Annotated in this window: 10 protein-coding genes; 1 reads left to right on the top strand and 9 read right to left on the bottom strand. The window is 68.5% G+C overall.

Annotated elements, in window-relative coordinates:
* Positions 1-13 precede the first annotated feature (13 nt).
* Positions 14-421 (top strand): NTP pyrophosphohydrolase, encoded by a 408-nt coding sequence (locus ACQP09_RS29155; protein ID WP_433404984.1) that lies wholly within the window; start codon positions 14-16, stop codon positions 419-421.
* Here ACQP09_RS29155 and ACQP09_RS29150 read toward each other — a convergent pair.
* The 9 genes from ACQP09_RS29150 to ngcE all read right to left on the bottom strand — a co-directional run bounded on the left by ACQP09_RS29150 (position 418) and on the right by ngcE (position 12,632).
* On the bottom strand, positions 418-1,920 hold the full coding sequence (locus tag ACQP09_RS29150) for an amino acid permease (protein WP_109981157.1): 1,503 nt from the start codon (positions 1,918-1,920) through the stop codon (positions 418-420). The genes ACQP09_RS29155 and ACQP09_RS29150 overlap by 4 nt on opposite strands.
* Positions 1,921-2,124: 204 nt before the next feature.
* Positions 2,125-4,038 carry a 1-deoxy-D-xylulose-5-phosphate synthase gene (gene dxs, locus ACQP09_RS29145; protein ID WP_433404982.1) on the bottom strand — a complete coding sequence of 638 codons (1,914 nt, stop codon included), beginning with the start codon at positions 4,036-4,038 and terminating at the stop codon, positions 2,125-2,127.
* Between the two features lie 165 nt (positions 4,039-4,203).
* Positions 4,204-5,517 (bottom strand): sugar ABC transporter permease, encoded by a 1,314-nt coding sequence (locus tag ACQP09_RS29140; RefSeq protein WP_433404980.1) that lies wholly within the window; start codon positions 5,515-5,517, stop codon positions 4,204-4,206.
* Positions 5,514-6,302, bottom strand: a complete 789-nt coding sequence (locus ACQP09_RS29135) for an ATP-binding cassette domain-containing protein (RefSeq protein WP_355868765.1) — start codon at positions 6,300-6,302, stop codon at positions 5,514-5,516. The genes ACQP09_RS29140 and ACQP09_RS29135 overlap by 4 nt, the downstream gene beginning before the upstream one ends.
* A 312-nt stretch (positions 6,303-6,614) precedes the next feature.
* Positions 6,615-7,727: a sugar ABC transporter substrate-binding protein gene (locus ACQP09_RS29130; RefSeq protein WP_433404977.1), complete on the bottom strand. Its 1,113-nt coding sequence runs from the start codon at positions 7,725-7,727 to the stop codon at positions 6,615-6,617.
* Positions 7,728-7,847: 120 nt separating this feature from the next.
* Positions 7,848-9,047: an ROK family transcriptional regulator gene (locus ACQP09_RS29125; RefSeq protein ID WP_432152554.1), complete on the bottom strand. Its 1,200-nt coding sequence runs from the start codon at positions 9,045-9,047 to the stop codon at positions 7,848-7,850.
* Positions 9,048-9,284: 237 nt separating this feature from the next.
* Positions 9,285-10,214: a carbohydrate ABC transporter permease gene (locus ACQP09_RS29120; RefSeq protein WP_433404974.1), complete on the bottom strand. Its 930-nt coding sequence runs from the start codon at positions 10,212-10,214 to the stop codon at positions 9,285-9,287.
* Positions 10,214-11,134 (bottom strand): carbohydrate ABC transporter permease, encoded by a 921-nt coding sequence (locus ACQP09_RS29115; protein WP_433404971.1) that lies wholly within the window; start codon positions 11,132-11,134, stop codon positions 10,214-10,216. Before ACQP09_RS29115 ends, ACQP09_RS29120 begins: the two co-directional genes overlap by 1 nt.
* Before the next feature lie 49 nt (positions 11,135-11,183).
* Positions 11,184-12,632 carry an N-acetylglucosamine/diacetylchitobiose ABC transporter substrate-binding protein gene (gene ngcE, locus ACQP09_RS29110; RefSeq protein WP_433404969.1) on the bottom strand — a complete coding sequence of 483 codons (1,449 nt, stop codon included), beginning with the start codon at positions 12,630-12,632 and terminating at the stop codon, positions 11,184-11,186.
* Positions 12,633-12,812 lie beyond the last annotated feature (180 nt).

Raw genomic sequence — 12,812 nt, 5'->3', positions numbered from 1 at the left:
ACACCCTGCCGGGATGAGCGACGACGCGGCGGTAATGGTGATCGTGGACGCGGCCAACGTGGTCGGCTCCGTGCCCGACGGCTGGTGGCGGGACCGGCGCGGGGCGGCGGAACGGCTGCGCGACTCGCTGGTCCCGTACGCGGCGGAGGGGCTGCCGGGACTGCCCGGGCCCGTCGAGATCGTGCTCGTCGTGGAAGGGGCCGCGCGGGGCGTCGGGTCCGTGCCCGGGGTGGAGATCGCCGCGGCCCCGGGCAGCGGCGACGACCTGATCGCCGAACTCGCGTCGGCCGCCGCCCCGGAGCGCGGCTGCGTCGTCGTCACCGCCGACCGCGGCCTGCGGCAGCGGGTCGAGGCGTACGGGGCCCGGTGCGTCGGACCCCGTACGGTACGGCCGGCTCCGGACCAGGAGCGCCCGTCCTAGCGGGTGTCCGGCCCTGATCCGCCGGACAGCCCCTGGCGCTCCTCCTTGGCCATCCGGCTGTGGGTGCGTCCGTAGACGAAGTAGATGATCACGCCGAGCACCATCCAGGCGCCGAAACGCACCCAGGTCTCCACCGGCAGATTGAGCATCAGCCAGACCGACGCCGCAACGGAGACGATCGGGAGCAGCGGGACCAGCGGGGTGCGGAAGGCTCGGGGCAGGTCCGGGCGGGTGCGGCGCAGGACCAGCACACCGAGGGCGACGACGACGAACGCGAACAGCGTGCCGATGTTCACCAGGGTCGCCAGCTCTTCGATGCTGGTGAACCCGGCGATGATCGCGATCAGCACACCGAGCAGGATCGTCGGACGGTACGGGGTGTGGAAGCGCGGGTGGGTCTTGGAGAAGAAGCGCGGGAGCAGGCCGTCGCGGCTCATCGCGAAGAAGACCCGGGTCTGGCCGAGCAGCAGGATCATGCAGACCGTGGTGAGACCGACCGCCGCGCCGAAGCTGATCAGACCGGCGTAGAACGGGTGCCCGGAGGCCTTGAAGGCATCGGCGAGCGGGGCGCTGACGGACAGGTCCTTGTAGTTCTGCATGCCGGTGACCACGATCGAGACCGCCACGTAGAGGACCGTGCAGATGATGAGCGAGCCGAGGATGCCGCGCGGCATGTCGCGCTGGGGCAGCTTGGTCTCCTCGGCGGCGGTGGCGACCACGTCGAAGCCGATGAACGCGAAGAACACGATGGAGGCGGCGGTGAAGATGCCCATCACGCCGAAGTTGGTCGGTTCGTAGCCGAACATCAGCTGCACCAGCGGGGCGTCCCAGCCGCCGCCCGACTCCTGCCCCTCGGCCGGCGGGATGAACGGCTTGTAGTTCTCGGCCTTGATGAAGAAGAGGCCGGCGATGATCACCATGAGGACCACGCCGACCTTGATCGCCACCACGACCGAGGTGACCCGGGCGGAGAGCTTCATGCCGACCACCAGGATGACGGTCAGCACCAGCACCAGGGCGAAGGCCAGGATGTCGAAGCCGAATCCTTCCGCCACGTCCGTCCCCGAGAGCACGTCGGGCAGTGCCCAGCCGGCGTTGTCCATCAGGGACCGGATGTATCCGGACCAGCCGACGGCGACCACCGCGGTGCCGAGCGCGAACTCCAGCACCAGGTCCCAGCCGATGATCCAGGCCACCAGCTCACCGAGTGAGGCGTAGGAGAAGGTGTACGCGGATCCGGCCACCGGGACGGTGGAGGCGAACTCCGCGTAGCAGAGCGCGGCGAGACCGCAGACGACGCCCGCGACGACGAAGGCGATCGCGGTGGCGGGGCCCGCCGTCTCCTTGGCCACCTGGCCGGTGAGGACGAAGATGCCGGTGCCGATGATGACGCCGACGCCGAAAACCGTCAGGTCAAGGGCGGAGAGGGACTTCTTGAGCCCGTGTTCCGGCTCTTCGGTGTCGCGGATCGACTGTTCGACGGATTTGGTGCGGAACATGCCTTTTTTTCCGCGGGGTGGTGTGACCTGCGCGCTCACCTGCGTACCTCCACGCACTCGTTGTGAACGCCATGATGCGGACCGAAAAGCGTAGGAACACGCCAGTTGGCCCGTTTCATGCGAATGGGCCGGGAGAACCACCCGGACAGGGGTCGTCTTCCCGGCCCATCAGCCCGAGAACAGGTCAGTACAGGTCAGTACAGGTCAGTCGCGGGCGGGCTCCACCGCTCGGCTCTCGAACCGGCCGTCGAGCTTGGCGACCAGGCCGGTGACCTGGCGGGCGATGTCCGGCGCGGTCAGTCCGATCTCGGCCATGACCTCGCCGCGCGAGGCGTGGTCGAGGAAGACCGGCGGGATGCCGAAGTCACGCAGCGGTACGTCGACACCGGCGTCCCGCAGCGCCTGGGCGACAGCGGAACCGACGCCTCCGGCGCGGCTGTTGTCCTCGACGGTGACGACGACGCGGTGGCGCTCGGCGAGCGGGGCGAGGGCCTCGTCCACCGGTTTGACCCAGCGCGGGTCGACGACGGTGGAGGAGATGCCCTGGGCGTCCAGCAGGTCGGCGATCTCCAGGCACATCGGGGCGAGCGCGCCGACCGAGACGACCAGGACGTCCGGGCGGGCGGCCTTCGGCTCGCGCAGGATGTCCATGCCTCCGGCCCGGCCGACGGCCTTGACCGCCGGGCCGACCGCGCCCTTGGAGAAGCGGACCACGGTCGGCGCGTCGTCGACGGCGACGGCCTCGCGCAGCTGGGCGCGGACCTGGTCGGCGTCGCGCGGGGCGGCGATGCGGAGCGTGGGCACGCACTGGAGGATCGACATGTCCCACATGCCGTTGTGCGAGGCACCGTCGGTGCCGGTGACGCCGGCCCGGTCCAGGACGAAGGTGACGCCGCACTTGTGCAGGGCCACGTCCATCAGGACCTGGTCGAAGGCGCGGTTGAGGAAGGTGGCGTAGACCGCGAAGACCGGGTGGAGGCCGCCGGTGGCCAGGCCCGCCGCGGAGACCGCGCCGTGCTGCTCGGCGATGCCGACGTCGTAGATCCGGTCCGGGAAGGCCTCCTCGAACTTGCCGAGGCCGACCGGCTGGAGCATGGCCGCGGTGATCGCGACGATGTCCTCGCGCTCCTGGCCGAGCTTGACCATCTCCTCGCCGAAGACCGAGGTCCAGTCGAGGCCGGAGGTGGAGATCGGCAGACCGGTGTCCGGGTGGATCTTGCCGACGGCGTGGAAGCGGTCGGCCTCGTCCTCCAGGGCCGGGGTGTAGCCGCGGCCCTTCTGGGTGAGGCAGTGCACGATGACCGGGCCGCCGAAGCGCTTGGCGCGCTGGAGCGCGGACTCCAGGGCCTCGATGTCGTGACCGTCGATGGGGCCGACGTACTTCAGGCCGAGGTCCTCGAACATGCCCTGCGGGGCGATGAAGTCCTTGAGGCCCTTCTTGGCGCCGTGCAGCGTCTCGTAGAGCGGACGGCCGACGACGGGCGTGCGCTCCAGGATGTCCTTGCCGCGGGCCAGGACCCGCTCGTAACCGTCGGTGGTACGGAGCGTGGCGAGGTGGTTGGCCAGGCCGCCGATGGTCGGAGCGTACGAGCGCTCGTTGTCGTTGACGACGATGACCAGCGGGCGGTCCTTGGCGGCGGCGATGTTGTTCAGCGCCTCCCAGGCCATGCCGCCGGTGAGCGCGCCGTCGCCGATGACCGCGACGACGTGGTCGTCCTTCTTCAGGACCTCGTTCGCCTTGGCCATGCCGTCGGCCCAGCCGAGGACCCCGGAGGCATGGCTGTTCTCGATGACGTCGTGGTCGGACTCGGCGCGGGAGGGGTAGCCGGAGAGGCCGCCCTTCATCTTCAGGCGGGAGAAGTCCTGGCGGCCGGTGAGCAGCTTGTGGACGTAGGCCTGGTGGCCGGTGTCCCAGAGCACCTTGTCGCGGGGCGACTCGAAGACCCGGTGCAGGGCGATCGTGAGCTCCACCACGCCCAGGTTGGGGCCGAGGTGTCCGCCGGTCTTGGACACCGCGTCGACGAGGAAGGTGCGGATCTCCTCCGCGAGCTGGTCGAGCTCGTCGAGGCTGAGCCGGTCCAGGTCGCGCGGTCCCTTGATGCGGGTCAGCAGATCCACCCGTGCCTCCTTGCGTTTGAGCTGATCGAGCGTGCCGATCCGATGAGTCTAATGTTCCGCTACCGGACGTGGGCAGCGGGCGGCCCTGTTCGTAGCCGGACCCGGACATGCGCAGGTGCCCGGCCGCCCCCCTCGGGGCGCCGGGCACCTGCGCGGATCCGCGGGTCAGGCGCGGCCTGCGGTCTTCTGGGTCTTACGGGTGACGGAGTCGATGACGACCGTGGCGAGGAGCACGGCGCCGGTGACCATGTACTGGATCGGCGTGGCGATGCCCTCCAGCGACAGCCCGTACTGGATGGAGACGATGACCATGACACCGAGCAGCGCGTTCCAGGTGCGGCCGCGGCCGCCGAAGAGGCTGGTGCCGCCGATCACGGCCGCCGCGATGACGTTCATCAGCAGGTCGCCGGTGCCGGAGCCCTGGTTGGCCGCCGCGATCTTGGAGGCCCAGAACAGGCCGCCGATCGCCGCGAACGTCCCGGCGATGGAGAAGACGGAGATCCGGATCGCGGTGACGTTGATACCGGCACGCCGGGAGGCCTCGACGCTGCCGCCGAGCGCGAAGATCTTCCGCCCGTAGGCCGTGCGGCGCAGCAGGAAGTCCGTACCGACCAGGACGATCAGGAAGAGGACCAGGGCGAGCGGCAGGCCGCGGTACTGGTTGAACATGTACGCCGCGGCGAACGCGAACACCGCGAGGACGCCGGTGCGCACGGCGATGTCGGTGATCGGCCGGGACGGGATGCCCGCGGCCTCACGGCGGCGGGTGTCCAGGAAGGCGGCGGCGAAGTAGCCGATGACCGCGATCGCGGCGAGCCCGTAGGCGGCGGCGACGTCGGAGAAGTAGTACGTGGTCAGCTTGCCGACCACCCCGTCGCCGTCCAGGTTGATGGTGCCGGAGTCGCCGAGCAGCTGGAGCATGAAGCCGAGCCAGAACAGCAGGCCGGCCAGGGTGACGGCGAAGGCGGGTGCGCCGATCCGGGCGAAGAAGAAGCCGTGGATCGCGCCCATCACGGCGCCGCTGACGATGGCGATGAGGATCGCCAGCCACTCGTTCATGCCCTGGGTGACGCTGAGCACCGCGACCAGGGCACCGGAGACGCCGGAGACGGAGCCGACCGAGAGGTCGATCTCGCCGAGCAGCAGGACGAAGATGATGCCGACGGCCATCATGCCGGTGGCGACCATCGTGGTGGCGATGTCGCTGATGTTCTTCGCGGAGAGGAACTCGGAGTTCATGCTCTGGAAGACGATGGCGATGATCGCCAGGCCGACGACGACCGGGATCGAGCCCAGGTCGCCACCGCTGATCTTGCGCTTGAACTCGGTGAGGTAGCCGGCGAAGCCCTGCTCACGGATGAGCAGGCGGGGGTCGACGACCGTGGCGGCGCCCTCGGCCGCGTCCGGGTTGCCTACCTGGGGGGCGTCCGCCGGGGCGTCGGCCTTGTCCAGCGAGGTGGCGGACTTGTCGGTGGTCACTTGGAAACCTCCGCGTTGCGCGCCGCACGTCGGGTCACGGCGTTGTCCGTGGCGCCCGTGATGGCGGAGATGATCTCTTCCTGGGAGGTGGTCTTCACATCGAAGACCCCGTTGTTCCGGCCCAGCCGGAGCACGGCGACCTTGTCGGCGACGGCCTTCACATCGGCCATGTTGTGGCTGATGAGGATGACCGCGTGGCCACGCTCGCGCAGCCGCTCGACGAGGTCGAGGACCTGGGCGGTCTGCTCGACGCCGAGGGCGGCGGTCGGCTCGTCGAGGATGACGAGCTTGGGCTCACCGAGCATCGACCGGGCGATGGCCACCGTCTGGCGCTGGCCGCCGGAGAGCGAGGCGATCGGGATGCGGACGCTCGGGATCCGGATGGAGAGCGTGGAGAGCAGCTCGCGGGAGCGGCGCTCCATCTCCACCTCGTCCAGGATGCCGAACCTGCGCAGCTCCCGGCCCAGGTAGAGGTTGCCGACGACATCGATGTTGTCGCAGAGCGCGAGGTCCTGATAGACGGTCGCGACGCCGAGGTTCTGGGCGTCGTGCGGCTTGTCGATCTGGACCGCCCTGCCCTCCCACTCGATGACTCCCTCATCGATGGGGTGCACTCCGGCGATCGTCTTGACCAGCGTTGATTTACCGGCACCGTTGTCGCCCACCAGGGCGACCACCTCACCGGCGTGGACCTCAAGCTCTACATCGGTGAGTACCTGGACGGCACCGAATCGCTTGGAGACCCCTCGCAACGCCAACACGGGCGTAGCGGTCACGTGAACCATCTCCTTCGCCGCCTGACCGGCGGGGGATGCCGCGCCCGGGGGAAGGCGCGGCGGTCGAGCAGAAGAACAGAAACAGGGGGAAGCGTTCCGTCCGGCGCCCCGCCCGGTAGCGGGACGGTTGGTGGGCGGGACGCCGGACAGGCTTCGTGGCGCGCGCGGGCCGGTGTGCGGCGGGCGCGTGCGCGGCAGGGGTGCCGTGGTGCCTTCGCGAGGACGCGTCGGGCGGTACGGCGGGGGCGCCCTCTCCGGCCGTGGCCGGCGGGACGCTCCCGGGGTGTGTCCGGCCCTGGTCCGCCGGACACACCCTGGGGCCTACTTCAGGCCGATCTTGTCGCAGGAGGCCTTGTACTTGCCCGCGCAGATCTCGTCCAGCGTCCAGATGCCGTCCTTGACGACGGTGTCCTTGATGTTCTCCTGGGTCAGCGAGATGACCGGGACGAGGACCGTCGGGATGCCCTTCGTGGTGGCGCTGTCGACCTTCGAGGTGGCGATGGAGTCGAGCTTCTCGCCCTTGGCGAGGGCGACGGCCATCTCCGCGGCGACGATGCCCTCGGCCGGGTAGGACTTGTAGACGCTCATGAACTGCTCACCGGTGACGATGCGCTGCACGCCCGCCAGCTCGGCGTCCTGGCCGGTGACCGGGGGGAGCTTCGGCAGACCGGCGGCCTTGAGGGCGGTGATGATGCCGCCCGCCATGCCGTCGTTGGCGGAGTAGACGCCGTCGATCTTGTCCTTGCCGAGCGCGGTGATCGCCGCTTCCATGTTGGCGTTGGCGTTCTCCGGCTTCCACTCCTTGGTGTCGTACTCCTTGCCGTACTTCACCTTGCCGTCGAGGACGGACTTGGCGCCCTTCTTGAAGAGCGCGGCGTTCGGGTCGGTGATCGCACCGTTCATCATCACGATCGTGCCGCCGTCGGCCTTGTCGCCCAGGGCCTCCAGCAGGGCCTTGCCCTGGGCCCGGCCGACCTCTTCGTTGTCGAAGGAGGTGTAGGCGTCGATGGGGCCCTCGGCGAGGCGGTCGAAGGCGACGACGGGGATGCCCGCGTCCTTCGCCTTCTTGACGCTGTTGGCGATCGCCTTGGAGTCGACCGAGCCCACGATGAGGGCGTCGACCTTGTTGGTGATCATGGTGTCGACCTGCTGCGACTGCGTGTTCGCATCCTGCTTGGCGTTGGCGTAGATGACCTTCGCCTTGCCGTCGGTGAGCTCGCCGATCTTCTTCTCGATGATCGGGCGGTCGAACTTCTCGTAACGGGCCGTCTGGTTCTCGGGGAGGAGCAGACCTATCTTCAGGTCGTCGCCCTTCTTCTCCGAGCCCTGCTCGGCCTTGTCGCCGGACTCCTTGGCACTCCCGCAAGCGGCCAGCGAGATCGCCATCGTGGTGGCGGCAACGGCAACGGCGGCACGACGCATACGCGTGTTCATTCTCGAACCTCCCTGACGAGGCCGCGACGTTGCGGCCGAGGTGGCTGGAAGTCAACTCGGCCGCAGCGCCAGCGTCAAGGAGTAAATCCTTAACGAGATGACAACGGTGCCATTCGTTATCTAAGTGAAGGCAGGAGTCGCTGCGGGGAGGGTGCTCTCCAAAAGGGTTGAATCCCCCATCTCGCTCAGCACGAGGGCCAGGGCGCCCAGCACCTCGGCACGGCCGCCCAGGGCCCCCGGGAGCACCGAGAGCTGCCGGGCCGCGCTGGGGATCGCGTAACGCGACACGGAGTCCCGTATGGGCCCCAGGACCAGCTCCCCGGCCTCCGCCAGCGAGCCGCCGAGCACGACCCGGCTGGGGTTGAGCAGGTTGCACAGGTTGGCGACACCGCTGCCTATGTGGCGGCCGACGTCACCGATCACCCGGCGGCACCCCGGATCGCCCTCGCGGGCCAACTGGACCACCCGCTCCATGGTGAGCCCGGGGCCGTGGCTGGGCTGGAGCAGCGGCAGCACGTACCGCGCGGCGGTGAAGGTCTCCAGGCAGCCGCGGTTGCCGCAGCGGCAGACCGGGCCCGACTCGTCGAGCGTGATGTGCCCGATCTCGCCGGCCGTGCCGCCGGGGCCCCGGTAGATGGTCCCGTCGATCACCAGACCGGCGCCGACGCCGCTGGCGACCTTGATGTACGCGAGGTCCTTGACGCCCCGCCCGCTCCCCCACACCAGCTCGCCGAGCGCTCCGAGGTTGGCGTCGTTGTCGACGTACACCGGGACGCCCAGGCGGCCGGAGAGCTCCTCGCTCGGGTTGATGCCGGTCCAGCCCGGCAGGATCGAGGTGGAGCCCAGCGTTCCGGACTCGACGTCGATGGGCCCCGGCACGCCGAGCCCCACGCCGATGATCTTGTCCGGGCCGATCCCGGTCGCCGCGATCAGCCGGTTGACCAGCACTTCGGCCCGGTCGAACCCCTCCGCCGAGGACGCGTCGACGTCCAGCGGCTCGGACTCCTCGGCCAGCACCTGGTGGGCCAGGTTGCCGACGGCGACCCGCAGGTGGGTGTGGCCGAAGTCGACGCCGATGACGATGCCCGCGTCGCCGCTGAGCGAGACGCTGCGGGCCCGGCGGCCGCCCGCCGAGGTGGGCGTCACCTCGACCGTTCCGCCGTCCTTCAGCTCCCGGACGATATTGGAGACCGTGGCGGCGGAGAGCCCGGTGCTCCGGGCGATCTCCGCCTGGGTGAGCGACCCCGCCATCCGTACGGCGCGTACGACCCGCTCCAGATTGGCCCTGTGCAGCGATGTCTGCGACCCGGGAGTCTCCATCGACTCATCCACTCCTGCCCTTGGCGGGCGGCCCGAAGAGGACCGCCCCGGCCGGGGCGGCAGCGATGACACCCCGGCTTCCTCCAACATGTGAACTCTAAGCTGACCGTTCGGGGGTGCCTTCCGTCAAGACCTGAGCACCCGCGCACCGCACAACGGCCCGGTGCCCCGGCGGAGAGACTCCGCCGGGGCACCGGGCCGTTGTGGATACGTGACCTTCTTACGCGTACGCGTGACCTACTTGAGCGCGCCCGCCGTCAGACCGGAGACGACCTGGCGCTGGAAGATGATGTACGCCGCCAGCACCGGCAGCATCGCGATCACCAGGCCGGCGAAGAGGCCGGAGTAGTCGCCCTTGTACCCCTGGCTGGAGGCCAGCTCCACCAGGCCCTGGGCCAGCACCCGCTTCTCCGGGTCGGTGTTGAGCACCGTCGGCAGCATGTACTGGTTCCACTGCCCCAGGAAGTTGAAGATGCCGACGCTGATCAGGCCGGGCTTGGCCATCGGCAGCATCACCTGGAAGAACGTCCGGGTGTGCGAGGCGCCGTCGATGATCGACGCCTCCGCCACCGACGTCGGCAGCGTACGGAAGAACGAGGTCAGGAAGAACACGGTGAACGGCAGCGAGTACGCGATGTACACGAGGATCAGGCCGTGGATCGTGTTCAGCAGCCCCATGTTGTCCATGACGTAGAACAGCGGGACCAGCGCCAGCATGATGGGGAAGCTCATGCCACCGACGAACAAGAAGTAAATGAAGCGGTTGCCCGGGAACTCGAAGCGCGCGAGCACATAGGCGGCCATCGAGCCGAGGACCAGGGTGCCGATGAGCGACCCGCCCACCACCAGGATGGTGTTGAGGAAGTACTCGCTCATATGGGCCTGGCTCCAGGCCCGGCCCCAGGCGTCGAAGCTCAGCGAGCTCGGCAGCGACCAGGGGGTGTTGAAGATGTCCGAGTCGGTCTTGAACGAGGACATCACCGCCCAGAACAGCGGCAGCACGACCATGATCGCCCACAGGACGAGCACCCCGTGCGAGAAGACGTTGAGGACCTGGCCCTCGCTCTTCTTCGCGGGGGCGGACGAGCCCGTGGGGGCCGTACCGGTGCGCTGGGCGGGCACCTTGGAGACGCCGGAGCCGGACGCGGGGGTGTCAGTGGTCTTCATCAGAACTCCAGCCGCTCGCGCCGGCCCACCCGCATGACGATGGCGGCGAACGCCAGGGTCACGATGAGCAGGGCGACACCGATCGTGGTCGCGTAGCCCGCCTGTCCGTCACGGAACGCCGACTGGTAGACGTACAGCGGCAGGACGGTGGTCGAGTAGTCGGGCCCGCCGGGGCCGACGCTCATGATGTGGACGATGGCGAAGCCCTCGGCGCCGAGCGCCAGGATGCCCATGTAGACCCAGCCGGACTGGACCGTGTCCCACAGCAGGGGCAGCGTGATCCGGAAGAAGGTCGTGAAGCGGCTCGCACCGTCCAGCAGGGCCGCCTCGTAGAAGTCCTTGGGGATGGAGGCCATGCCCGCGGAGAACAGCACCACGAAGAAGCCGACGGTGCACCAGACGAGGACCCCCATGATGACCCACAGGGCCAGGTCCGGGTCGCCGAGCCAGTCGGGGACGTCGTCGAAGCCGACGGCCTTGAGCGTGCCGTTGATCATGCCCTGGGCCGGGTCGAAGGCGAACTGGAACAGGATGGCCACGATGGCGATCGAGAGCACCTGCGGGAAGAAGTAGGCGATCTTGTAGAAGCCCGAACCCCGGACGCCCGCGATGGCGGCGCCCTTACGGCGCCGGCCGCCCACGTTGAGCATGAAGGCGAAGAAGAGCGCGAGGCCCAGCGTCACCAGCGGCAGCAGAACCGCCAGCAGCACACTGTGCTGGAGCGATTTCCAGAAGATGTCGTCGTCGAGCATCTTGGTGTAGTTGTCGAACCCGACCATCTTGAAGTCGGGGCTCAGACCCGTCCAGTCCGTGAACGAGTAGTAGATGGACTGGATGAAGGGCCAGATGACGAAGATGACGTACAACGCCATCGGGACCACCAAGAACCCGACTATGAACCGGTATTTACCGTGTTGCATCGTTACCGACTCCGACCTTCCCCGAGCTGCCGCCGCTGGTGACGCGTGATCACTGGTGCCTGAAGTGCTTGATGGACTGGTCCTTGGCGGTCGCGTCGGCGAAGGCCTGGATCTTCTTGATGGTCTCGGCCGGGGTGGCGCGGCCGGCCATCATCTCGCCGAGCGCGGCGACACCGATCTGCTCCTTCTGGAGCTTCACGTACCAGTCCTGCAGGCGCGGGTTGACCACATTGGTGCCCGCCTTCTCCAGGGCCGCGACACCGGACTTCAGGCCGTCGGAGAGCTCGATGCCGTCGGTGCCGCCGTTGAAGGCGGAGAGCGACTTGGTGTTGCTGGTGAAGGACTTGGAGGAGGCCTCGCTGAGCATGATGCGCAGCTGCTCCATGCCGCCCGCCGGGTTCTTCGCCTTGGACGGGACGATGAACGGCTCGCCGCCGGAGGCCCAGATGGTGCCGAACGGCAGCTTGTCCGAGGAGTCGAGGGAGGAGGGCGCGCCCACGGACAGCTTGAAGTCCTTGGGGATGATCGCCGCCTCCTCGTTCTCGACCCAGGAGCCGTTCGGGATGAACAGCGCCTTGCCGCGGGCCCAGGCGCCCTGCGAACCGCGGTGGTCCAGGCCCGGGGTGCCCTTGAGGATGTAGCCCTTGGCGTACAGCTCGTAGTACGCCTCGAAGGCCGCCTTGACCGCCGGGTGCTCCCAGGCCTTCGGCTCCAGGTTGTCGATGGCGTCGAGGACATCGACGCCGCCGATCTTCCCGATGAACGGGTAGAGCGAGAACGGGATGTAGTAGGGGTGCTTGCCGGGGTAGGTCCAGCCGGCGATGCCCTGCTTCTTCGCCTTCGCGCAGAGCGCGAGCATGTCGTCCCAGTTCTCCGGGTACGTGGCGTCGAGCTTGTCCAGCGCGGTCTGGGAGTACCAGACGCCGTAGACCGTGTACGCGTAGTACATGATCCAGACCGGGTCGCCGTCGAACTGGCCCATCTCGACGATGCCGGGCCGCAGCGTGTCGCGGACCGTCTTGGCGGGGTCGTCGATGGAGGGCGCGTCCAGCAGCGGGGTCAGGTCGGTGAGCTGCTTCTTGCCGACCAGGACGCCCATGTCCATCTGCTGGGCACCGGAGTTGTCGATCAGGTCCGGCGGAGTGCCGCCGTTGAAGCGCGGCTGGAGGACCGACTGGATCTTCTGCGTCGCCGAGAACTTGACCTGCGCCTCGGGGTAGGTCTTCTTGTAGACGTCCCGGGCGTCCTCGGCGTACTTGGTGCCGAACCCGCCGTCGAAGATGACGATCTCCAGCGGTGCGCTGCCGTTGACGGCCAGCGGGTTCTTCTCGCTCTTCTCGCCCTTTTCGACCTTGTTGTCCTCGCTGTCGCCACCGCCGCTCGCGCAGGCGGACAGGAAGCTCATCGTCGGGACGGCGATCAGGCCGAGTGCGGCAGAACGCTTGATCAGGTCGCGACGGCCAAGGCCCTCGTTGTTGTGAGCGGAGGTGGATCCCATGCTCAAGTCCTCGCCTTCTCCAGGACTCAGGCGGTGTACCGGTCACCCGTCGAAAACTCGCCTCAGGCGAAGGGCCCCGCCACCGCGGTCAGTTGCGCTTGGGTGGTGCAGATATGCAGGTGTACCGGAGAAAAGAACCGGCGGAGTGGGGTGGTCGGAGAACCGTACAGCCAAGGCGTC

The sequence above is a fragment of the Streptomyces sp. CA-146814 genome (assembly GCF_050942385.1).
In the GTDB taxonomy this organism is placed as follows: Bacteria; Actinomycetota; Actinomycetes; order Streptomycetales; family Streptomycetaceae; genus Streptomyces.
Note: the sequence above shows the minus strand (reverse complement) of the source record. Positions and strands in the feature narration are given on the sequence as shown.

Excerpts from the sequence above, each read along its gene's own strand:
- ACQP09_RS29155 (WP_433404984.1), top strand. The coding sequence starts at position 14 with ATGAGCGACGACGCGGCGGTAATGGTGATCGTGGACGCGGCCAACGTG.
- ACQP09_RS29150 (WP_109981157.1), bottom strand. The coding sequence starts at position 1,920 with ATGTTCCGCACCAAATCCGTCGAACAGTCGATCCGCGACACCGAAGAG.
- ACQP09_RS29135 (WP_355868765.1), bottom strand. The coding sequence starts at position 6,302 with ATGGTTCACGTGACCGCTACGCCCGTGTTGGCGTTGCGAGGGGTCTCC.
- ACQP09_RS29130 (WP_433404977.1), bottom strand. The coding sequence starts at position 7,727 with ATGAACACGCGTATGCGTCGTGCCGCCGTTGCCGTTGCCGCCACCACG.
- ACQP09_RS29125 (WP_432152554.1), bottom strand. The coding sequence starts at position 9,047 with ATGGAGACTCCCGGGTCGCAGACATCGCTGCACAGGGCCAATCTGGAG.
- ACQP09_RS29120 (WP_433404974.1), bottom strand. The coding sequence starts at position 10,214 with ATGAAGACCACTGACACCCCCGCGTCCGGCTCCGGCGTCTCCAAGGTG.
- ACQP09_RS29115 (WP_433404971.1), bottom strand. The coding sequence starts at position 11,134 with ATGCAACACGGTAAATACCGGTTCATAGTCGGGTTCTTGGTGGTCCCG.
- ngcE (WP_433404969.1), bottom strand. The coding sequence starts at position 12,632 with ATGGGATCCACCTCCGCTCACAACAACGAGGGCCTTGGCCGTCGCGAC.